The organism is Brevibacillus centrosporus (genome assembly GCF_046622605.1).
Lineage (GTDB): Bacteria > Bacillota > Bacilli > Brevibacillales > Brevibacillaceae > Brevibacillus > Brevibacillus centrosporus.
Genome location: NZ_CP176856.1, coordinates 1,607,328 through 1,629,004, shown reverse-complemented (window position 1 = coordinate 1,629,004; position 21,677 = coordinate 1,607,328). Strand labels below are relative to the sequence as shown.

At 52.4% G+C, this 21,677-nt stretch carries 15 protein-coding genes and 1 pseudogene; 7 read left to right on the top strand and 9 right to left on the bottom strand.

Translation table 11 applies throughout. The annotated features are described in order from the left end of the window. Positions 1–52 precede the first annotated feature (52 nt). The gene (locus ACLIN2_RS08495) at positions 53–868 is read right to left on the bottom strand and encodes an APC family permease (protein ID WP_411503786.1); all 816 of its coding nucleotides are present in this window, start codon (positions 866–868) and stop codon (positions 53–55) included. A gap of 235 nt (positions 869–1,103) precedes the next feature. On the opposite strand from ACLIN2_RS08495, the gene ACLIN2_RS08490 reads away from it, so the two are divergent. Then, entirely contained in the window at positions 1,104–1,892 is a 789-nt protein-coding gene (locus ACLIN2_RS08490; protein ID WP_411503785.1) for a YwqG family protein, read from the top strand. A 71-nt stretch (positions 1,893–1,963) separates the two neighbouring features. Here the strand turns inward: ACLIN2_RS08490 and ACLIN2_RS08485 are convergent, their stop codons facing one another. Beyond that, positions 1,964–2,509 carry an NADPH-dependent FMN reductase gene (locus ACLIN2_RS08485; RefSeq protein WP_411503784.1) on the bottom strand — a complete coding sequence of 182 codons (546 nt, stop codon included), beginning with the start codon at positions 2,507–2,509 and terminating at the stop codon, positions 1,964–1,966. Positions 2,510–2,632: 123 nt separating this feature from the next. After that, the gene (gene gnd, locus ACLIN2_RS08480) at positions 2,633–3,529 is read right to left on the bottom strand and encodes a phosphogluconate dehydrogenase (NAD(+)-dependent, decarboxylating) (protein WP_411503783.1); all 897 of its coding nucleotides are present in this window, start codon (positions 3,527–3,529) and stop codon (positions 2,633–2,635) included. A gap of 165 nt (positions 3,530–3,694) precedes the next feature. On the opposite strand from gnd, the gene ACLIN2_RS08475 reads away from it, so the two are divergent. The 4 genes from ACLIN2_RS08475 to ACLIN2_RS08460 all read left to right on the top strand — a co-directional run bounded on the left by ACLIN2_RS08475 (position 3,695) and on the right by ACLIN2_RS08460 (position 9,911). Beyond that, a complete protein-coding gene (locus ACLIN2_RS08475; RefSeq protein ID WP_246070977.1) occupies positions 3,695–4,564 on the top strand; it encodes a MurR/RpiR family transcriptional regulator in 870 nt (289 codons plus the stop codon). A 170-nt stretch (positions 4,565–4,734) separates the two neighbouring features. Further along, entirely contained in the window at positions 4,735–6,276 is a 1,542-nt protein-coding gene (locus ACLIN2_RS08470) for a gluconokinase (protein ID WP_400587528.1), read from the top strand. Positions 6,277–6,324: 48 nt separating this feature from the next. Continuing rightward, positions 6,325–7,653, top strand: a complete 1,329-nt coding sequence (locus ACLIN2_RS08465) for a GntP family permease (RefSeq protein ID WP_327933540.1) — start codon at positions 6,325–6,327, stop codon at positions 7,651–7,653. 260 nt (positions 7,654–7,913) lie between these two features. After that, positions 7,914–9,911, top strand: coding sequence for a Na+/H+ antiporter (locus tag ACLIN2_RS08460; protein WP_411503782.1), 1,998 nt, complete (start codon positions 7,914–7,916; stop codon positions 9,909–9,911). 88 nt (positions 9,912–9,999) lie between these two features. Here the strand turns inward: ACLIN2_RS08460 and ACLIN2_RS08455 are convergent, their stop codons facing one another. Continuing rightward, positions 10,000–11,232, bottom strand: a complete 1,233-nt coding sequence (locus ACLIN2_RS08455; RefSeq protein ID WP_411503781.1) for an MFS transporter — start codon at positions 11,230–11,232, stop codon at positions 10,000–10,002. Between the two features lie 143 nt (positions 11,233–11,375). On the opposite strand from ACLIN2_RS08455, the gene ACLIN2_RS08450 reads away from it, so the two are divergent. Then, complete coding sequence (locus ACLIN2_RS08450) at positions 11,376–12,263, top strand: LysR family transcriptional regulator (protein WP_411503780.1); 888 nt, start codon at positions 11,376–11,378, stop codon at positions 12,261–12,263. Between the two features lie 57 nt (positions 12,264–12,320). Here the strand turns inward: ACLIN2_RS08450 and ACLIN2_RS08445 are convergent, their stop codons facing one another. Continuing rightward, on the bottom strand, positions 12,321–14,162 hold the full coding sequence (locus ACLIN2_RS08445) for an ABC transporter ATP-binding protein (protein WP_411503779.1): 1,842 nt from the start codon (positions 14,160–14,162) through the stop codon (positions 12,321–12,323). Position 14,163: 1 nt separating this feature from the next. Next, on the bottom strand, positions 14,164–15,891 hold the full coding sequence (locus ACLIN2_RS08440) for an ABC transporter ATP-binding protein (RefSeq protein ID WP_411503778.1): 1,728 nt from the start codon (positions 15,889–15,891) through the stop codon (positions 14,164–14,166). A 198-nt stretch (positions 15,892–16,089) separates the two neighbouring features. Here ACLIN2_RS08440 and ACLIN2_RS08435 point away from each other — a divergent pair. Then, positions 16,090–17,344, top strand: a pseudogene (locus tag ACLIN2_RS08435) (flavin monoamine oxidase family protein). Positions 17,345–17,351: 7 nt separating this feature from the next. Here ACLIN2_RS08435 and ACLIN2_RS08430 read toward each other — a convergent pair. The 3 genes from ACLIN2_RS08430 to ACLIN2_RS08420 all read right to left on the bottom strand — a co-directional run bounded on the left by ACLIN2_RS08430 (position 17,352) and on the right by ACLIN2_RS08420 (position 21,670). Next, a complete protein-coding gene (locus ACLIN2_RS08430; protein WP_411503777.1) occupies positions 17,352–17,639 on the bottom strand; it encodes a GNAT family N-acetyltransferase in 288 nt (95 codons plus the stop codon). 213 nt (positions 17,640–17,852) lie between these two features. Beyond that, complete coding sequence (locus ACLIN2_RS08425) at positions 17,853–19,955, bottom strand: glycoside hydrolase family 3 protein (protein ID WP_411503776.1); 2,103 nt, start codon at positions 19,953–19,955, stop codon at positions 17,853–17,855. A 14-nt stretch (positions 19,956–19,969) separates the two neighbouring features. After that, positions 19,970–21,670, bottom strand: coding sequence for a serine hydrolase (locus ACLIN2_RS08420; protein ID WP_411503775.1), 1,701 nt, complete (start codon positions 21,668–21,670; stop codon positions 19,970–19,972). Between the last annotated feature and the right edge of the window lie 7 nt (positions 21,671–21,677).

Sequence of the window (21,677 nt, the reverse complement as noted above, 5' to 3'; positions counted from 1 at the left end):
CATAGTACTTGCTTCGCTTTTTATTTCTTCTTTCTAGCTCGCAGGCTCCCTTTTATTGATTGACTCCGATTTTATGATCATGGATGGGACCTACGTTTATCGGCCGTTCGTCCTCAAACCCGGACATCTTTCGGTTCTTCATCCGCGGGGTTCCTCCTACAATCCACACGTACAATGCCGCAAATGCGATGAAGCCGATCGAAAAATACAGACCCGTAGCTGGAATTTCCTTCATGAGCAAAAATCCATGGAGCCAGCCGTCATCACAAGCAATGAGGAAGCCTTTGGTCACCCAGGAAAGGGTAGCATTCAGCGTCGATGCGATGGCGAACAGTGAGCCTACGATAATGAAGAACAGAAATAAAGGCTGAGGAAGAATGGCTTTCGCTACTTCATCGAGATGCTTCCCGGCGACTTGCTCAATCAGCAGAACACCAGATGCTACGGCTGCCATGAACGCGTAGATAACGGCGATTGAGGCAGTCGTTAATATGATTGTTAGCGGAATGTCTCTTTTGGGGTTCTTCCTCTCTCCCCCCAACTCGGCGACAATGCTCGCACCCCCGGTTGCAAACGAGACCAGGCCCGTCGCCGTTAAAAAACCGCCTAAGCCGCTGGGAAGCATCCCTGTCACTGCGAGCGTATCCCACTGAATCTTGGAAACACCCCACAAGATGAAAACGAACACAGCTATTACTTTTACCACGACCAGAAACCCTTCCGCGGAAGCAGCCGATTTCACCCCGAACATATTCACTACATAGCAAAGAGTAAGGATGAGGACAGCAATCAAGGTAAAATTCACAGAGGGGAGGAGGGATTGAAAATACTTGGCGAAGGAAATGGCGTACGTGGCAAGTGTCAGCATGGCAGATCATACGAATGCCGGAGTCACACCGCTTCCCGTTAATGCGATCGCTATCCCTGTCAATGACATGACACCTGCACCGATAATCTGTCCGATAGCCATGACAACCACATGCAGTTTTTATCTCTTTCTTCCCTCGACCCACGAAAAGAGCTACAATAGTTTTTGTAAGTAATTTCCATATTCAACGTGTAACAGGCACAGGCACAGAGTCATCTGGGAAAGGAGAATTCCAATGATTGACCAAGTAAGAGCCTTGATCCTCGAGCAGGGACTGCAGGAAATGGCCGAGCATATCCTCCACCATTTGCACGAGTGCATCTATGTAGAGCCCACTGCAGCTGTAACCCATCTGCTGGGTGCAAGCAGGCTAGGCGGCAACCCGGATTTGCCTGCCGGATGGAGCTATCCCGTATTCCACGACGAGCCGCTCGTTTTCATCGGGCAGCTAAACCTCGAGGAAATTCAGTCCATCGGCGTCCCGAACGAACTTCCGCAGCGCGGTCTGCTGTACTTTTTTTATGAGGCAGTTGAACAGTCCGTATACGGAGAGCTGGCAGATCGGGATGGGTGGAGAGTGCTTTTTTATGAGGGAGACTTCTCTGCACTGACTCCTGTTCCGTATCCTGGCGACGATCCACATGGGACACTCCCGGCAAACAATCTGCATTTTTCCAAAGGGCTCTCTCTTCACATGGAAGCGATCTCGGTTCCTGATGCATGCAAGGCTGCCTACTACGATCGTTTTCTTTCGGCCTTTGCCAAAATAAATGGTTCCTATGCGTGGAATCATCAGATTTTGGGTCACCCGCACAACATTCAGGGAGACGTCTTCGAGGAGATCGATTCCTTCCGCAACGTAGAGTCAGGCTGCCCCTACACCTTGCTGCTCCAGGTCGATACGGATGAGACGAACTTGAAGATCATGTGGGGCGATGTTGGGACGATTTATTTTGTCATTGCCAATGACGATTTGCGTGCCAAACGCTTTAACCAAACTTACTTTTCTTATCAGTGCTGCTGATTCTGGTGAACAACCATGCAAAAAAGCCGAAGAATGGATTCTTCGGCTTTTTCTCTACCCAAACGATTCTATTATTGGTAGTAACGGTTCATCCAGGTAAGGAAGTTCGCTACAACCGTATCGAGGAACTGAACGGTAGGTTCGTGGATCAGCTTGCCCTCGGCATCAAACTTCTCATGAGCAGCACCCACATACACTTCGTTGCCTGGGAGCAAAGGCGAGGAGACGCCCATAGCAAACAGGATGTCGCGAAGGTGCAGCTGTGCTTTCACGGTTCCCAGCTGCCCCATGGAAGCACCCATGATCCAAGACGGCTTGCCCACGAGAACTTTATCCACACGGGACATCCAGTCAATCGCGTTGACCAGTACGCCTGGGGCAGTACCGTTGTACTCAGGAGTGAGCCACAGGACAGCATCAGCGGCTTTCACTTTTGCTTTGAAGGAATCGACTGCCTCATTTGGCTCGTTTTCCAGATCTTGATTGTAAAACGGAAGTGGCTTCAGATCCAAAATTTCTAGTTCGAACTTGTCTTGATAGCGGTTTTTTACATGCTCGGCCAGTTTGCGGTTAAAGGATTCCTTGCGAATGCTCCCAACGATTGCTACGATTTTCATTTGGTTTCCCTCCATACGATCCAAGATGGAATCTGCCACACTCTTTTATTATAAAACCAAATTTATACATAGCAACCTTTCTAAACACTTATCTAGCATAAGCAGCACCCGCAAGTGGCCAACCTATTTCTTTTCGACTGCATGTCCACCGAATTCATTGCGCAGGGCAGCTACGACTTTCCCATGGAAGGTATCCTGCTCGAGCGAGCGATAGCGCATCAACAGGGACATCGCAATCACAGGTGTCGCGGCTTGCAGATCGAGTGCTGTCTCGAGTGTCCATTTTCCTTCTCCGGAGGAATGCATAACGCCGCGAATTTCGTCCAGCTTCGCGTCTGTGCGGAAAGCGCGCTCCGTCAGGTCCATCAGCCATCCGCGAATGACCGAACCATTGGCCCAGACGCGTGCTACCTCTGCGAAATCGTAGTTGTACGGGCTCTTTTCCAGCACCTCGAAGCCTTCCCCGATCGCCTGCATCATGCCGTATTCAATCCCGTTGTGAATCATCTTCAGGAAATGCCCGGCACCAGCTTCTCCTGCGTACAGGTAGCCGTTTTCTACATTGATGTCACGGATCATCGGCTCGATATGATCAAACGCCTCCTGGTCACCGCCGATCATCATACAAGCTCCATGACGCGCTCCTTCCATTCCCCCACTCGTACCTGCATCCAGGAAGTGAATGCCCTTTTCCTTCAAACGGGCATATCGATCAAGCGACTGTTTGTAGTGAGAATTGCCCCCATCGATTACAATATCTCCCGCAGAAAGCAAAGTAGAAAGCTTGTCCACCAGCTCATCTACGATTTCTCCCGCCGGAACCATCAGCCAGATCACGCGCGGTGCGTCCAGCTTGGAGACGGCGTCCTCGATCGAATAAGCAGGAATGGCCCCTTCCCGTCCCAGTTCATCCGCCCGCTTTGGCTCTACGTCGTATGCGACAACCTCATGCTCGTGGGAAAGCAAATTCAGTGTCAAATTGTAACCCATCTTCCCTAATCCAAGAATCGCCAGTTTCATCGTCGATACGTCACTCCTTTGAGAAAGTCTCTTGTTAGCTTGATTATATGATAATAATTTTCATATTTCATCAGAAATGAAGAAAATTTTTTTGAAACTAGGAATTCGTCCCCATCCTTTTCTATAATGAGTAGCAGATCGCCATCTTTTGGAGGTGCTTTCCTTTTGGCCGATACATCTACCCATCATCCACCCAGCGTTCTCACTCAGCTGCGTGCCATCTACTCACAACTGAGCGGCAAGGAGCAGCAAATTGCCGATTACATTTTAGAGCATGCCAGTGACGTTGTTCATCTGTCGATTACCGAGCTTGCCGATCAGAGTCAATGTGCCGATGCGACCGTTTTCCGTCTGTGCCGACGCCTCGGCTTTCGCGGATATCAGGCGTTTAAAATCGCTCTGGCAAGTGAAGTGACAAACCCGAAGCAATCCATCTATCAGGAGATCAATCTCGACGATGACGATCTCGGCTCCATCGCCGAAAAAATTTTCACCGCCAATATAGAGACCTTGCGTGACACCCAGCAAATCATTGACAAGGAAGCTCTGATGAAAATCGTCAGCTGTCTCGAGAACGCGCGGCGGATCGAGTTTTATGGCTCGGGAGGCTCAGCTGCTATCGCGCAAGATGCCTACCACAAGTTTATGCGGACAGGCATCCCCTGTATCCATCACTCCGATGCCCATTACCAGGTCATGTCTGCCTCCCTTCTTTCGGAGGGGGATGTAGCCGTTGGGATTTCCCATTCCGGCTCCAATGAAGATATCCTGGAAGCGCTCCGTGTCGCAAAAGAAGCGGGTGCTACAACCATTGGGATCACCAGCTACGGCAAGTCTCCGCTCGTGCGGCTCGCAGACATCTGTCTGTACACGACTTCACGGGAAACGGTCTTTCGCACGGAAGCACTCTCCTCCAGGCTGGCACAGCTCAGTCTGATTGATTTGCTGTACGTCGCCGTTTCTCTGCGCCGCCAAGAAGAGACTATCCAAAACATCCAGCATATCCGGGAAGCCATTTCGCTCAAACGCCTGTAAATTCTACAGGCGTTTTTCTTTTTCGGTCCGGTGGGTAATACTACCACCGAGATACAGAATGATATGAAATAATTTTTTTCTTTAGTATTAACAAATGAAAAAAATTTCGTTATAATCGCGTTATCCTTTAGAGCCATCATGAAAGCGTATACAAGAGAAGGTGAACCCGTATGAAGCAAACCTATTTTATTGGACTGGATATCGGGACGACGAGTACCAAGGCGATCGTCTTTACGCCGTCAGGTGCTGTACGCGGTGTCGGTAACGTCGATTATCCTTTGCTCGTTCCCCAGCCATCCTGGGCAGAGCAGGATCCGGAAACCATTTTTGCTGCCGTTATTTCGGCACTAAAAACAGCTATCGAGAAGGCAGATGTAGACAAGCGTGCGATTGGCGGGATCGGCTTTTCCACCGCCATGCACAGTTTGATTGCGGTCGATCACCAAGGCAGTCCTTTGACGCACAGCATCATCTGGGCGGATAACCGCAGCACCTCCCAGGTAGATCAGCTCAAGCAGGATGGCGTCGGACACAGCATTTACCTCGCGACAGGGACACCGATCCATCCGATGTCTCCGCTGCCAAAAATCATGTGGCTGCGTGAACAAGCGCCGGACACATTCCGCAAGGCAGCCAAATTCATTTCCATCAAAGAGTACGTCATTCATCGACTCTTTGGGCAGTATGTAGTAGATTACTCCATCGCATCAGCAACAGGACTTTTTCATTTGCGCAAGCTCGACTGGGACGAAAATGCCCTGCAGGTAGCAGGCATCACGAGACAACAGCTGAGCGAGCCCGTACCGACTACCCATATTTTGCGCGGCATGAAGATTCGTTACGCTGAGGAAATCGGGCTGGATGCGGATACGCCCTTCGTCGTGGGTGCCAGTGACGGTGTTCTCGCCAATCTGGGAATTGGTGCCATCGATCATGGACAGGTCGCCATCACGATCGGGACGAGTGGTGCCGTACGCACAGTCGTACCCGAACCTATCACGGATCCAAAGGGCCGTACCTTTTGTTACCTCCTGACAGAAAACCACTGGGTGATCGGTGGGCCGTCCAACAACGGCGGGATCATGCTTCGCTGGTTCCGTGACGAGTTTAGCTGGCCAGAGGTAGAAAAAGCAAAGCAGATGGGAGTCGATCCCTACGATGTTATGATCGAGGCGGCCGAGCATGTTCCTGCTGGTGCCGAGGGTCTGCTGTTTCTCCCCTTCCTCTCCGGTGAACGCGCGCCTTACTGGAATGCGCAGGCTCGCGGCTCCTTTTTCGGGATCGGGTTGCATCACAAACGGGAGCATTTTATCCGGGCCGTTCTCGAAGGCATTCTCTTTTCCGTCTACAGCATCGGCATCGCCCTGCGCGACCTGGCCGGTGGTGCGACTGAAATCCGCGCCTCGGGAGGCTTTGCCCGCTCGCGGCAATGGCGGCAAATCATGTCCGATATGTTCGGCTACGAGGTACTGATTCCCGAAAGCCACGAAAGCTCCAGCTACGGTGCAGCACTGCTCGCCATGCATGCTCTCGGCGCCTTGAACGATTTGCATGATGTGAAAAACATGATTCACATTTCGCATCGGCATGAGCCCAATCTGGAGCGCTCCAGCACGTATTTGCAGCTGTTTTACATTTATGAGCGCGTCTATTACAACCTGCTGGAGGAGTACAAGCTCATCTCCGAATTCCAGAAGCAGCTGAATAAATAGATATCCCAATCCATCACGGAAGCATTCGACACCAAGGGAGGGTCTCTCATGCCATTAGTCATTACGTTGATTTCTATCGTTTTGCTGCTCATCCTCATTACCCGCTTTAAGGTAAATCCATTCGTCTCCCTCTTGCTCGCTGCCGGATTTGTAGGGATCGCATCTGGCATGCCACTCGTCAAAGTGGTCGATTCGATCAAAGACGGTATGGGCGGAACACTTGGTTTTATCGCCATCGTACTCGCCCTGGGAACCATGCTCGGAAAAATGATGGCCGAATCGGGCGGTGCCGAGCGCATTGCCCGGACACTGATCAACCGGTTTGGCGAGAAAAACGTCCATTGGGCGATGATGTTCGTTGCCTTTATCGTCGGGATTCCGGTCTTTTTCCAGGTCGGCTTCGTTCTGTTGATTCCGCTCGTCTTTACGATTGCTCGTCAAACAGGGGTATCCCTCGTCAAAATCGGGATTCCTCTCATCGCGGGCCTTTCCATCGTACACGGCATTGTTCCTCCACACCCGGCTGCGATGGCCGCGGTCGATCTGTTCCAGGCCGATGTCGGAAAAACCATCATGCTGTCCATCATTGTCGCGCTGCCTTCTGCGATCATCGCGGGTCCTCTCTACGGTACCTGGATCAGCAAACGAGTCCAAACAAGCATCTCGCCTGAGCTATCCGCACAGCTGAGCGAGCCAAAGGACGAGCGCGATTTGCCGAGCTTCGGTATCACGGTATTTACCGTATTGCTGCCTGTTTTGCTCATGCTGCTTGCGACTATCGCGGATGTGAATTTGCCGAAAGAAGATATGCTTCGCGAGTGGGCTGACTTCATCGGAAATCCGATCACGTCCCTGTTGATCGCCGTCATCATCTCGTTCTGGACGCTCGGGTTCAATCGCGGGTTTACGAAGGATGACATTCTAAAATTCACCAATGATTGTCTGGCTCCAACCGCTACGATCCTGCTCGTCATCGGTGCAGGCGGCGCCTTCAATAAAGTGCTGCTCAACAGCGGCGTTGGCGACTACATCGCCGAGCTGGCTACTGCATCCGCCATTTCTCCCATTTTTCTCGGCTGGCTGATCGCTGCTCTGATCCGTGTCGCGACTGGCTCTGCCACCGTATCCATGATGACAGCGGCAGGGATCGTAGGACCGATCGCCCTGCAGATCCCGGGTACCAGCCCAGAGCTGCTCGTCCTGGCTACCGGTGCCGGCTCCTTGATCTTGTCCCACGTGAACGACTCTGGCTTTTGGCTCATCAAGGAGTATTTCAACATGTCCGTGCAGGATACCCTGAAGACTTGGACCGTCATGGAAACTATATTGTCCGTCGTAGCCATTATCCTGATCATGGCCTTGTCCCTTGTAGTGTAAATATATGAAGGACCGTCGCCCTCACGATATTGTGAGGGCTTTTTGATGGAATCACCCCCTGTTTTTCACCCATTTAATATTTAATCAAGTATAATGTTTTACTATAAAAATAAAATACGATAGAATGAAATACGTATGTATGGGAGCTGACAGAAGCTGGAGGTGAACTTCTGCACCCTAATGAAAAAAGAGAATAAGCTTTGCCTAACTGGTTCAGTATTTAATTAATGTGACACTACTTTGAAGGAGTCCCTTCTTTTATGGAAATTTTACTCATGGTGCTCGTGCTGTTATTGCTCATCGGCGTTTCAAATGTCATTTCACGCTTCGTCCCCTTCATTCCCATCCCGCTCATTCAGATTGCACTTGGAATTGTTGCCGCTTTTTTGCCCAGCCTGCATCACGTTCCGCTTAATCCTGAGTTATTTATGGTCCTATTCATTGCCCCACTCCTGTTTAACGACGGAAAAATCACACCTCGCGATGAGCTGTGGAAGCTGCGCACATACATTTTGCTGCTTGCCTTAGGCCTCGTTTTTGTCACCGTACTAGTAGCAGGTCCATTCATTCACTGGCTCATTCCTGCCATTCCGCTCTCTGCTGCATTCGCGCTCGCTGCCATCCTTTCTCCAACGGATGCTGTCGCCGTCGGTTCCATTGCGGGAAGAATCAAATTGCCCGGGAAAATCATGCGCTTGCTCGAGGGCGAGGCACTGATGAACGATGCTTCCGGGCTGGTTGCGTTTAACTTTGCGATTGCCGCGACGGTCACCGGCTATTTTTCCCTGACAGAAGCAGCGGGTAGCTTTATCGTCATCGCAGCTGGGGGATTGCTGATCGGTGCTCTGCTCGGCTTTGCGGTCGTCTGGCTGCGCCTCCTGCTGCGCCGTCTCGGAATCGAGGATGTGACGCTACACATGCTGATCATCATCCTCACACCTTTCATTATTTACATCGCAGCGGAGGAATTCCACGTCTCGGGGATTCTTGCCGTCGTCGCTGCCGGTGTCGTCCATGCCATTGAACGAGATCGCGTGGAATCGGCGTCTTCCGTTCAGCTTCGCGTCGTGTCTGACAGCACCTGGTCAGTCATTCTCTTCTCGCTGAATGGGCTTGTGTTCCTCCTCCTCGGACTGGAGATCCCCGGCGTGATCACGAAAATTTGGGAAGACCCTGCCTATCAGAATGGGCAAGTAATCGGATATATCTTCCTGATTACCGCCGTGCTCATGATTTTGCGCTTTCTCGTCGTCTGGGCGAGAGATCGTCAGCTCCAAACCTCCTTGATCACCGCCCTTTCGGGTGTTCGCGGCGCGCTGACTCTTGCCGCTGCTTTCTCCATTCCCTTGGTATTGCAGGACGGTAGCCCGTTCCCAGAGCGCAGTCTGATTCTGTTTATTTGCGCCGGGGTCATCCTCTTGACTTTGATTTCCGCCAGTATTTTTCTACCTATGCTCGCCAGAAAATCGGAGGGTGCCACCCATCAGCCAGAAGATCGCAGTGAAGAAGAACGATCGGCCCGAATCCGCGTTCTCGATGCCGGTCTGCGCACAGTGCGTGAAGAGATGGACGACGAGAACAGGCAAGACGGTCTGGAACTGATCGGAGAGTATACCCGTCGAATTCAGCAAACCAGACTGGAAGGCATAGCCGATATGGGCGAGGCTTGGAAGCAGGTCGTAGCCATCCGTCTGGCAGCCGTACAAGCGGAACGAGAGGTTGGCGAGCAATGGCTCCGTGAGGGTCGGATCTCGCCACAGCTTGCCGCTTATTTCAAGGCTTCCTTGAACCGAGTCGAGCTGCTGCTTACCAACCGGGTAAAAATCAAGCTGTTGATGGTACTCGCCTGGACAGCCATCCGCCGCATGTTTCAGGGAGGCAACCGAATTCCGGCTTCCATCACTCCTTCCGACCCTCAGTGGGACAGCTACAAAGCGTTGAAGCTGGAAGCTGTCCAAAGAGCGATCAGCCAAGTGAAGCAGCTGGAAAATGAGGGAAATCGCGATGCCGTGCTCACCGTACTCGCGGCTTACAAAGGGCTCGCTTTGCAATATCAAACCAACAAGCGTCGGGCAGGCAGCAGACGCCAAGTGAGCCTGCAGCGCAAAGAGCTCGAGCTGAAGGCGATCCAATCCGAACGCAACGAAATTCAAGCGCTGTACGAAAAAGGCGACATTGACCGCCAGTTCGCAGGGAGACTTCGCTTGGACGTCAACTATCGGGAAGCAGGTCTTTTTGAATCGCAGGAAGGCCACTGAGAAAATTTTCGTCTCCACGCTGGCACGGGTAACAAAACAGCGGCAATCTAGGACTATCCTTTTTGTCCTGAGTGCCGCTGTTCCTTTTTTATTTGGCTATCGAAAGCTTTTCGGTTCCTTTTTTATTCGCCAAGGCTACAGCCGTTGGGATCTTGGATAAGCAGGCAGCGAGTACAAGTCCGAGCAGCAAGAAGCCTGCAATCATCCCGACGACGCCCCCCCAGCCAAAGGAGGACCAGAACAGACCGCCCAAGGTTCCACCAATACTCGAGCCGGCATAGTAAAAGAATAAATAGAGCGAGGAGGCCTGGGCTTTGTCGTGCAAGGCCCGTCGTCCAACCCAGCTGCTGGCGATCGAATGGCTTCCGAAAAAGCCAAAGGTCAATACGGGCAAACCTAAAATTTTCACCCACAAGTGCGCGTCGAGCGTAAGGCACGCCCCCAGTAAAGTAATGATCAGGGAGACAATCAAAACTTTTGCCCGTCCGTGCTTTTCAGCCTGTTTGGCCATCCAGACCGAGCTGACAGTCCCCACCAGAAAGACGATGAAAATCCATCCGACGAGCGACTGGCTCAAAGCGTACGGCTGTGCAGTCAGCACGTAGCCGATGTAGTTGTACAAGCCTACGTTGCTGCCCAGGATGAGGAAGCCGATCCCGAACAAGCAGAGCAAGCCCGGGTCCTTCAAGTGGCTGCCCATCGAGGAAATGAGCTTTCCTACCTCTGGTGCGCGCGGATGGAAATTTTGCGACTTCGGTAAATTCAGCCAGAAGATCAGGCTCGCGATCAGGCTGATGACACTGATACTGCCCATCGCTACATGCCAGTTGAAAAAGTCCGTCAGCATGCCGCTGATGATCCGACCGCTCACGGCTCCCACGGAGTTGCCACTGATGTACAGCCCCATCGCTACCCCCAGACTGGATGCCTCCACTTCTTCCCCCAAGTACGCCATAGCGATAGAAGGAAGTCCGCCTAAAGCAATCCCTTGGATAATCCGAAACACCAGCAAGCTCTCAAAGCTGGTGCTGCACGCCGTCAAAATGGACAGGACGGAAGCGAGCAGCATGGACACGATCATAACAGGCTTCCTTCCCCACACCTCGGATATGCTTCCGAAAAACAGCATGCTGACTGCCAAAGCAATCGTCGTAACGGACAGCGACAAGCTCGCCATCGTCGGGGATACGTGAAACTCCTCGGAAAATACCGGCAATAATGGCTGTGTACTGTATAAAATCGCAAATGTGTTGAATCCAGCCGCAAAAAAGGCAAGATTGGACTTGCGAAAAGCAGCTGTGCCTTGCTGAATGTAACCCATGATGATGCCAACCTCCCAAAAGTCCGTTCCTTTCCTGCCTTTATACTATCATTGACAATTCATAATGTATAATTTATTGTATTCATGATTTTCATGCGTTTGGGTAATGATTTGAACACATACATCTCATCGGGAGGACGCCTATGGAATGGCAGCAGCTCGAATATTTTCAAACACTCGCGCGCATCCAGCACGTCACCCGCGCCGCAGAGTCCTTGTCTCTGTCACAGCCGGCCCTGAGCCGTTCCATCGCTCGGCTGGAGGAAGAGGTCGGCGTTCCCCTCTTTGACCGCCAAGGGCGCACGATCGTACTGAACCGTTACGGCCAGCTTTTGCTGAAACGGGTCAACCGCATCCTGAAGGATTGGGAAGACGGCAAGCAGGAGCTGCAAGACTTGACTCACCCTGAGCACGGAGAAGTCTCGATTGGCTTCCTGCACACGCTGGGAACGAGCCTGATTCCCGATCTGATCGGTGCCTTTCGCGCGCAGGCTCCCCAAATCAGCTTTTCCCTCATGCAAAACCACAGCTATTCCCTGCTTGAGCATCTCGACGCCGGTGAGCTGGACCTCTGTCTGCTTGCTGAGCCGACGGAAACGAAAATGAAAATACAATGGACTCCGCTGTGGGAAGAGGAGCTCTTTGCCATCGTCCCCATCGGACACCGCTTGGCGGATGCCGACAGCATTTTGCTGAAGGAGCTGGCAGATGAAGCATTCATTTTCTTGAAAAAGGGCTATGCGCTGCGCCGCACGACAGACCGCCTGTTTGATGACATCGGCGTTAAACCGCGCATCACCTTTGAAGGAGAAGAAGCCGCTACTGTAGCAGGACTGGTTGCGGCCGGTCTCGGCGTATCCCTGCTTCCCGATCTGCGGGGAATCGATAAAAGCAAAATCATTTACATCCCGATCCGCGAGCCGCAATGCCACCGGGTGATCGGCATGGCGCTGATTGAGGGTGCTTACTTGTCTCCTGCCTCCCAGCGCTTCAAAGACTTCGTTCTCGCTCATTTTGGGCGTACAGAATAAGAAGCTGTCTCCAATCACGAGTAGTGTCGGAAAACAGCTTCTCTCATCCCTTCTGCCTCACTCCGCCGAGGCTTGCAGGTTTTTGAACTGGTTGAAAAACAATTGATGGTAGACTCCCTGTTGCTCGATAAGAGACTCGTGACTTCCTTTTTCCACGATCTCCCCGCGATCCACGACCATAATCGTATCCGCATCCCGAATGGTATTGAGACGGTGCGCGATGACAAAGCTCGTGCGGCCATCCATGATCGTGAGCAAGGCATCCTGAATGTGAAGCTCGGTACGCGTATCGATACTGCTCGTCGCTTCGTCCAGGATGAGCAGCGAAGGCTTGGCGAGAATCACACGGGCGATCGCGAGCAGCTGACGCTGACCCTGACTCAGATTTCCACCGTTTTCGGTCAGCTGTGTATCGTAGCGTTTGGGCAAGCGATTGATAAAGACACTCGCATTGGCCATGGCAGCCGCTGCCTCGACTTCTGCATCTGTCGCATCTGGTTTGCCGTATTTGATATTTTCCTTGATCGTCCCCGAAAACAGATACGTATCCTGCAGCACAAAGCCAAAGCTGCGCCGAAGACTGTCACGGGTGTACTCGCGAATGTCTTTGCCATCCAGATAGATAGTCCCGCTCGTCACATCGTAAAAGCGAGTGAGCAGGTTCACCACCGTGGTTTTTCCTGCCCCTGTTGGACCGACCAGCGCGGTCGTGCTTCCTGCCTCGGATTCGAAGCTGACGTTTTTCAAGATCAATTGATCCGGTTTGTACCCAAAGCTGACATTTTCAAAGACGACATGCCCTTTTGGCTGGGCAAGCGTCTTCGCATCTGGTACATCTTCCGGCTCCTCCTGCTCATCCAGCACTTCAAAAACCCGCTCCGCACCAGCTACTCCTGACTGCAGGACGTTGAAAATATTCCCGAGGTCGTTGAGCGGCCGCACGAACTGACGTGAATAGCTGAGAAAGCTGGCGATCACACCAACAGTAATCATCCCTTTGACGGCAAGCACTCCGCCGACCACCGCCACGACGGCAAAACCGAGGTTGTTGATCACGTTCATGATCGGCATGAGAAAGCCTGACAATATCTGAGCCCGCATCCCGATCCGGCAAAGCTCCGTGTTGATCTCATCAAATTCCTGCGTAGCCTTATGCTCGTGGTTAAACGCTTTGACGACTTCGATGCCGGAGACGGTTTCCTCGATATGACCATTCAGCTTCCCTAGCTGGATTTGCTGGTTTTTGAACAGTACGCTGGTCTTTTTTGCAATAGTGCGCGTGAGTAAATAGACGAGCGGCACGGTAATCATACACGCAATCGTCAGGATCGGGCTCAAGATGAGCATCATGACCAGCGAGCCCACGATCATGATCGCCCCGGACATCAGCTGTGCTGTTGATTGTGAAATGGAGTTGCTGACGTTGTCAATATCGTTGGTAAGCCGACTCATCAGCTCTCCGTGGGGACGGGAATCGAAAAAGGCGACAGGCAGCTTCTGCAGCTTTTCAAACAGCGACTTTCGCAGGTTTTTCACGATCCGCTGGGAGATGCCTGCCATCAGCCAGCCCTGCAAAAGCGTCAGCGCTCCGTCGAGTATGTACGAGATCAAAAGGGCAAGCACCGTGACCCCCAAAAGTCCGAGCGTCGCTTCTCCCCCCGTCATCGCATCCACGGATTTTCCGATCAAATACGGCGCCGACAGCATCAGCAGCGCATCTACCAGCACGATCAGGAACACGAGCGGAAGCATGCGCTTTTCCTGGCCAAACGCCTGCCACAGCCGGCGAAGTGTCCCTTTGAAGTTTTTTGGCTTCACCACAGGTCCTCTCGCCCCATGCCCGATGCCACGTCCGGGCCTGCTCGGAAAGACCGGCGGCTGTTGACTTTGCTGGGACATTCTATTGCACCTCCTTGCCGATCTGGGATTGGAAGATCTCCTGGTAGACACGGCAATCCTTTAGCAAGCTCTCATGGGTCCCGATTCCGACCAGCTCTCCCTGATCCAGCACGACAATCTTGTCCGCATCCATCACCGACGTAATCCGCTGTGCGATTAATAGGCACGTCAGACCTTGAGCGTACTCACGCAAAGCCTCTTTGATCTTCGTCTCTGTCGCCACGTCTACCGCACTCGTGCTGTCGTCGAGAATGAGAATCTCCGGTTTGCGCACCAGTGCCCGAGCGATGGAGAGGCGCTGCTTTTGTCCCCCGGAAAAATTGATGCCGCCCTGTCCGACCCTTGCCTGATAACCGTCCGGGGTACGCTCGATAAAGTCGTGGGCCTGTGCCATTCGGGCTGCCAGCTCCATTTCCTCATCCGACGCCTCGTCCTTCCCCCAACGAATGTTTTCCTTCACTGTCCCGGTAAACAGCACCGTCTTTTGTGGGACGATGGCCATTTTCTCGCGCAGCAGCTTCGGGTCCACCTCTCGGACATCTACTCCATCCACCCGCACGGTTCCCTTCGTGGCATCGTAAAAGCGTGGGATTAGACCGACCAGGCTGCTTTTCCCAGAGCCCGTCGACCCGATAATGCCCACCGTTTCCCCCGGCAGGCAAGAAAAGGTGATATCTTTTAAGACACTCTCTCCATGCCCGCCTTCATAGGAAAAGGATACATGCTCGAAGTCGATCCGTCCCTTCCCATCTCCCTGAAGGCTTCCCTGCTCCTTCCAGGTCATCCGATTTTCCTCGGCAAACACTTCACCGATGCGCCCTGCTGAAGCCTTTGCCCGCACGAACATGTTGAACACCATGGAAATCATCATGAGCGAAAACAAAATTTGCGTCATGTAGTTTGTAAACGCGATGATGTGACCGACCTGCATGTCTCCTTGCTCTGCAGCCAAGCCTCCCATCCACAGTACAGCCACAATCCCCAGATTGACCGTCAGCATAATGGCTGGACTGAAAATGGACATCACGCGAGTAGCCGAGATTGACTTGGTCTGAAGCTCCTCATTTGCATGGCTGAACTTGTCGACCTCAAAATCGAAGCGGTTGAACGCTTTGACAACCCGAACCCCGGACAAGTATTCCCGCATCACACCGTTTACCCGATCCAGCGACTGCTGTACTTTCATGAAGAAGGGAAACCCGATTTTCATGTTCAGGTAGATAAACAGACCCACAATCGGCACGACCACGGCCAGCACCACAGCCAGTCGGGGATTTAGCTGTGTCGCCATGATCAGACCGCCAATGCAAGTGAGCGGTGCCTTCACGAAAATGCGCATCATGCCGTTGACAAATACCTGCACCTGGTTGACATCGTTGGTGAGCCGGGTCACGAGAGAGGCACGATCGAACCTGTCGATGTTCTCAAACGAAAGGGACTGAACCTTTTTAAACAAATCCGATCGCAGCTGAGCTCCGAAGTTCTGTGAAACGTAAGTGGACAGCAGGTTGCGCATCGTGGCGGCGACTGCACCGATCGCGGTCACGCCCAGCATCAGCCCCCCGGTCGACAGCACGTAATTCAAATCGCGCTGCGCCACACCCACATCGACGATTCGCGACATGATCGTTGGCTGCAGCAGGTCGCACACCGCTTCCAAGGTTAAAAAGAAGAGGGAGACACAAAAAACGACTCCGTATTTTTTGATGTATTTGGTGTATAAACGCATGTCCTCACCCCATCTTCACAATTGCACGAAAAATCCTACTCTATCACATCATACCACTCGGGATTTGAAAAGGGGGTTTTTGGGATGGGTTTGCTTCCTTTCAGCTATCACCTTTAGGTTATTGCCTACATATGATGTTTCCAAAATAATCCAAGGGGATCTGTATGGAAAAGGCTTTTCCACTCTCTCAAGAGTCCACTGATTTCGATCATCCGAAATGGTCTTCCCAAAACCACTTCTCCCAAACAAATCGTGGTCGTTGGGGCAGGGATGGCTGGGCTGGTTTCCGCCTCTCTACTGAAAGAAGCCGGGCATCAGGTCACGATCCTCGAAGGCTCCGATCGGGTTGGCGGCCGTGTCTTCACCCTTCGTTCTCCTTTTCATGATGGTGGGTATATTGAGGCTGGGGCGATGCGAATTCCTAGCACCCACCTATTGACGCTGGAATACATCTCGAAATTTCGTCTCCCCCTAAACGAGTTTATTAACACGACACCCAATGATCTGTTCTATGTGAATGGAGTTAAAGCACGTCGGTGGATGTATGAAAAAAAGCCGAGCATCCTTCGTTTTCCGGTAGCTCCCAAGGAAAGAGGGAAGACGGTCTGGCTTCGAAGGGTTCCCTGAGCTTTCCTTCCTGGAAATCTTGCGCGACTTTATCCTCTTCACGCCTTCTACTCGGTTTTATGAAATCACAGGCGGTTTTGACCAGCTGCCTTATTCGTTCCTTCCCCAATTACAGGACAACATTTATTTCAACTGCAGGATGACCAAAATCAGGGGCAACGGGAACAGCGTAGCGATTGCTGGCGATTTTACCGACCAGGCAAAGCCGTTTGAAGTAACGGCGGATCACGCCATCATTACGGTTCCGTTTACCGTCCTCCAATTAGTAGAAGTGGAGCCTAACAACCTGTTTTCTTATCACAAATGGAATGCCATTCATCAGCTTCACTACGTCTCCTCCACCAAGATCGGCATCCAGTTCTCGCGTCGCTTCTGGGAAGAAAATGGATTGTACGGGGGGCAAACAGTCACAGACTTACCGATTCGCCTTTCCTATTATCCCAGTCATCATTTTGGCGGAGCTGGTGGTGTTGTCTTGGTGAGCTATACCTGGGAAGATGATGCCTTGCCCTGGGTCCATTTGTCGGAGGAAGAACAGGTCAGGAAGGCACTGCAAGTCTTGGCTCGCATATATGGGGAAGTCGTTTACGAGACTTTTGTCACAGGGACTGCGCATAACTGGGTGCTGCAGCCATTTGCGGCTGGCGCTTTCACCATGTTCAAGCCTTTTCAGGAAACGGAATTGGGTCCCTACATCTCTACTCCAGAGGGTAGAGTCCATTTTGCGGGTGAACACGCTTCCGATTATCACGGCTGGATCCAAGGAGCGATACAATCGGCGATTCGAGTCGCGGTTGAGATTCATTCCAGCACTCGGTATGCCTAGACTCGTCCTACACATATTTTCTTTCCAGCAAATGCTTCAGTTTTCCTCTGACTTCTGACCATTCCGATCGAGTATGCTCAGCTTGTTCGAAGCAGTATTGCAGCAGGAGGTACTTGCATTCTGTATTGACTCTCGCTCTCCAGTAAGCAGGAGAAAGCCATGTCCAACCGATCTCCGCATTGCGGTTTGTCACTTCGATATCGCCTATGCGCGTGGTACGGATGACTTTGCCGGACACCTTTTCCAGGATAGTGAAGGGGATATGCGTTCCCTGATTTTTTTGCTCCAATGCCAAGCTGACGATATTTTCCGCCAGGTATACTCCCAAATTTCCGGATGATGTAAGGCTTTACGCAGCTCTTCTCGATGACTTTCCTCCAACGGAACTAGAACAATACTGGCTAAGAATTTTAAATTCTTACTGTACAAAAAAAAAAAAAGAAGACACGGCCTCACAGCCGGATCTTCCTTGCTTTCAATTGTTTTATTCGATTTCCTTTTCAGAAGCTCATGGCTGGTAGGATAAGCCGTGGCCAAACTCGTAAAGGGCGCCACCCTTGCCATCCGGGATCGTCACTGGCAGCTTGCCGGTTGGGTTGTTTTTACCAAAAATCGTGTCTGCCGTTGCGGCGAAGCTTGCATTTCGGAAGCCGTACTGGGCGAGATAAGCATCTACTTCCGGATAAGCCATGATGTCGTACGGATTGCGGATGCCGACAGCGATTACGGGTTGATCCGTTTTCTGGATGATTTGCTTGTAAATGCCCATCAGAGCGTTATCTGGTGCCCGGCCTTTGACATCGAACGTATAGGAACCGATGATCACAGCGTCTGCCACCTCCACCAGCTTCGCTTGCTCGTTGGTCAGTGCCTCGCCTGCGATTTTGATCGTCGCTGTATTGGCGTGGTGTTTTTTCACGGCGTCAGCCAGACTGTCGATGTAGGTCGTCCCTACCACCACGATCTTTTTGTCTTCCAGAAGCTTAAGTGGCAGTGCGCCGCTGTTTTTGACCATCGTTACGGAGCGGGCTGCAGCTTCAGCCTCTACTTGCTTGTTTTCAGCAGAGCCGATGATCGCCTTGGCACGCTCGATTTGCGCGTCTGCACCTTCTGGATTTTCTGCTTTAAAGATTCCCCGCTTCACCTTCAATGTCAGGATGCGTTTGACGGAATGCTCAATCCGCTCTTCGCTGATCTCTCCCTTTTTCACGGCTTGGAGAACACCAGTCGTTACCTCTTCCAAACCGATCGGCATCAGCACGATATCTACGCCCGCTTGCACGGCTCGAATTGCCGCATCAACCGGTCCAAAATGATCAGCGATTGCCTGCATATTCATGGCATCCGTCGATACGACGCCATCAAAGCCGAGTTCTTCGCGGATCAAGCCTGTGATGACCTTGGGTGACAGCGTGGCAGGCAGCGCAATCTCCGTGCCGTCCTTTTTGGAAATTACTTTGGTGTCATCGATTTTCGGGAAGGTGACATGCGCCGTCATGATGGCATCGACGCCCGCCTCCATCGCTTTTTTAAACGGATAGAGCTCCACTTTTGTCAGACGGTCTTTGTCGTGGGGGACTTCCGGCAACCCCAGATGCGAGTCGACGGCTGTATCGCCATGACCTGGGAAGTGCTTGGCTGTAGCGGCGATCCCGTTTTGCTGCAGTCCTTTTACGTAGGCAACACCCAGGTCGCTCACCAGCTGTGGGTCTTCTCCAAACGACCTGACTCCGATGACCGGGTTGTCCGGATTGTTGTTCACATCCATATCGGGAGCGAAGTTGGTGTTGATCCCGAGGGCAGCCAGCTCTTTGCCAATGACATCTCCCACTTGCAGAGCCAGCTCCTTCGAACGCGTAGCGCCTAGCGCCATGTTCCCTGGCATATCTGTCCCTTGCTGCAAACGGGTCACGATCCCACCCTCCTGGTCTATCGTTACCAGGAGGCCGTATTTATCTGCTGCCAGCTGATAATCATGGACAAGGCGTATGGTCTGCTCCGTGTTGACCACGTTTTCACGGAACAAAATCACCCCGCCGACCTTGTATTTCTTGACCAGTGCCTCGATTTCCGGCAGCATGTTTGTCACGTCCTTGCCGTTCCATTTGCGGAAATCGGGCATCATCATCTGCCCCACTTTTTCTTCCAGCGTCATGCCCGAGATTGCTCTGTCAATGATCTGGTAACGCTCCCCTTTTTGTTTCACGACCGTTACCTTCTGCTCTTCCTTGTTTTTGTAATCGAAGGCGATCCGGTCTTCAAACTTGCCGTCGGTCACGGAGATGAAGGTTCTGCCGGGATGCTTGGCGAAGCTCACGATGCCTTTTTCATCGACTGCCGCCACGTTTTTGTTCGAGGTTTTCCATTTCAAGCCTACGGATGCTTTCTCAAAATGACCGTCTCGGTAAACATGGAGCGCTTGCAGCTGCAGGGTGTCTCCTGCTGCCATGCCCCATTCCGCTTCAGGAGCGTTCAGACTGATGATCAGATCGACAACATCTGTCCTCTCTTCCGCATTCGTTTTCACAACACTCTGTGAATAGAAAGCCTGACTGAGCAGCAAAGCAAGTACCATCAGCAGCGCGCTGATTTTCTTTCTCCCAACCCTCATGGCTTCATCTCCTCTTATTTTCCTTCTCGCGACCAGCCATCGGACAGCCAGTCGAGATCGATTTCATGACCCGCTTCATCTTTCACTTCCGGATCATGGACAAACCAGCCCCGTCCATTGACGGTCGCATCGGTCGCATAGCGAAAGCGGATTTGCTTGGTCCCGGAAGGAAGCTCCCTTGAGACGTTTTCCCAGTCGCTTTCTCCCGTTGCGGCATGGCCTACCTCAGTCCAGTTCTTCCCGTCCTCAGATGCTTCGACGTAGCCGAAATCAGACTCGTTCTCCATCCGGAACCAGGTATCATAGGTGAGCGTTCCCCCGTCTTCAAGGTCTACCTCGGCGGTTAACGTGTGTTCCTGTTCATCGCCGACTCCTGCAAACCATGCTCCATCCTTCCACGGGATCTCCACTGGTATCGCCAGGGCAGCCTGACGGGCTACTCCCCTCCGGACCGGATTGGTGGAAACGGTATTGCGCGTAGGATGAACGCGGTTGGTGAGAACGATGCATATGGTTTCGTTGTTGGGACTGACCACGATCGAGGTGCCTGTGTATCCGGTATGCCCCATCGTCCTGCTGTCGCTCAAGGCATCCATGTACCAGCCTTGATACAGCTCCCAGCCAAGTCCATGATCATCTCCCGGGAACTCGGGAATCTGGTTTTCTGCCATCAGCTCGACCGATTCTTCGGAAAGAATTCGCTTCCCGCCGTACTTGCCACCGTTCAGCATCATCTGGGCAAAAACCGCCATGTCACGTGCGGTGCTGAATACTCCTGCGTGTCCTGCCACACCGTCCAGCGACCAGGCATTCTCATCGTGTACTTCTCCCCAGACCATCCCTCTTTGTGTCCATGGCTGGAATTCGGTTGCAGCGATCCGTTTTTTCAGGCGCTCTGCCGGATTGTACATCGTATCGGACATGTCTAGCGGCTTCGTAATGTGCTCACGGACGTACTGATCCAAGCGCTGGCCTGTCAGCTTTTCCACCAACGCCCCCAGTGTAATCAGGTTCAAATCGCTGTAGACGTAGTTGCTTCCCGGGCGGTTGACGAGTGGATGGCGCAAGACGATTTCCATTCTTTCCTCCCTGCTGTCTCCCATTTGGTAGAGCGGGATGAACGGTTCAAATCCAGAGGTATGGGTCAACAGCTGGCGGATGGTCACCTCTTCCTTGCCGTTGTCCGCAAACTCGGGAAGGTAGTCAGCGACGGGATCATCCAGGTCGAACCTGCCTTTTTCGTACAGCTGCATAATCGCGGTGGAGGTGAACAGCTTGCTGACAGATGCCATATCGAAAATGGTGTCCGTATCCATTCGTATAGGCCGATCCAACGGCGTTTTTTTATCATCGGCGTACTGCGCGGAGAAGCCGTACGCCTGCTCTTTTACGATTACTCCGCGGCGTGCGACGAGCACGACAGCGCCGGGCATCACGCCCTCTTCCATCGAAGTTTCGATGAGTGAATCGATCTCTTTTAGCGGCGCGGCGGTCATGCCAGCTGCGGAAGGCTTCCCCGGACGCAGCTTTCCGTTGCTTGTGCCGGGCTTGTCCCAGGGATGGGAGAGCGGACGTTTGACTGGCTTCGTTTTTTTCTCCTTCTTCTCAATAGACGGGGCATCCCCATCCCCCCGTTTTGCGGCGGCTGCCGGAACAACCATCGCTCCCCAAGCCATACTGACACATAGACTGGCAATGGCAATCCGTTTTTTCATCGGAATC

What these genes read in the sequence shown, in the direction of transcription:
- ACLIN2_RS08495 (WP_411503786.1), bottom strand. Translation starts at nt 868, where the DNA reads ATGCTGACACTTGCCACGTACGCCATTTCCTTCGCCAAGTATTTTCAA.
- ACLIN2_RS08425 (WP_411503776.1), bottom strand. Translation starts at nt 19,955, where the DNA reads ATGAGGGTTGGGAGAAAGAAAATCAGCGCGCTGCTGATGGTACTTGCT.
- ACLIN2_RS08470 (WP_400587528.1), top strand. Translation starts at nt 4,735, where the DNA reads ATGAAGCAAACCTATTTTATTGGACTGGATATCGGGACGACGAGTACC.
- ACLIN2_RS08485 (WP_411503784.1), bottom strand. Translation starts at nt 2,509, where the DNA reads ATGAAAATCGTAGCAATCGTTGGGAGCATTCGCAAGGAATCCTTTAAC.
- ACLIN2_RS08440 (WP_411503778.1), bottom strand. Translation starts at nt 15,891, where the DNA reads ATGCGTTTATACACCAAATACATCAAAAAATACGGAGTCGTTTTTTGT.
- ACLIN2_RS08490 (WP_411503785.1), top strand. Translation starts at nt 1,104, where the DNA reads ATGATTGACCAAGTAAGAGCCTTGATCCTCGAGCAGGGACTGCAGGAA.
- gnd (WP_411503783.1), bottom strand. Translation starts at nt 3,529, where the DNA reads ATGAAACTGGCGATTCTTGGATTAGGGAAGATGGGTTACAATTTGACA.
- ACLIN2_RS08460 (WP_411503782.1), top strand. Translation starts at nt 7,914, where the DNA reads ATGGAAATTTTACTCATGGTGCTCGTGCTGTTATTGCTCATCGGCGTT.
- ACLIN2_RS08420 (WP_411503775.1), bottom strand. Translation starts at nt 21,670, where the DNA reads ATGAAAAAACGGATTGCCATTGCCAGTCTATGTGTCAGTATGGCTTGG.
- ACLIN2_RS08465 (WP_327933540.1), top strand. Translation starts at nt 6,325, where the DNA reads ATGCCATTAGTCATTACGTTGATTTCTATCGTTTTGCTGCTCATCCTC.
- ACLIN2_RS08455 (WP_411503781.1), bottom strand. Translation starts at nt 11,232, where the DNA reads ATGGGTTACATTCAGCAAGGCACAGCTGCTTTTCGCAAGTCCAATCTT.
- ACLIN2_RS08445 (WP_411503779.1), bottom strand. Translation starts at nt 14,162, where the DNA reads ATGTCCCAGCAAAGTCAACAGCCGCCGGTCTTTCCGAGCAGGCCCGGA.
- ACLIN2_RS08450 (WP_411503780.1), top strand. Translation starts at nt 11,376, where the DNA reads ATGGAATGGCAGCAGCTCGAATATTTTCAAACACTCGCGCGCATCCAG.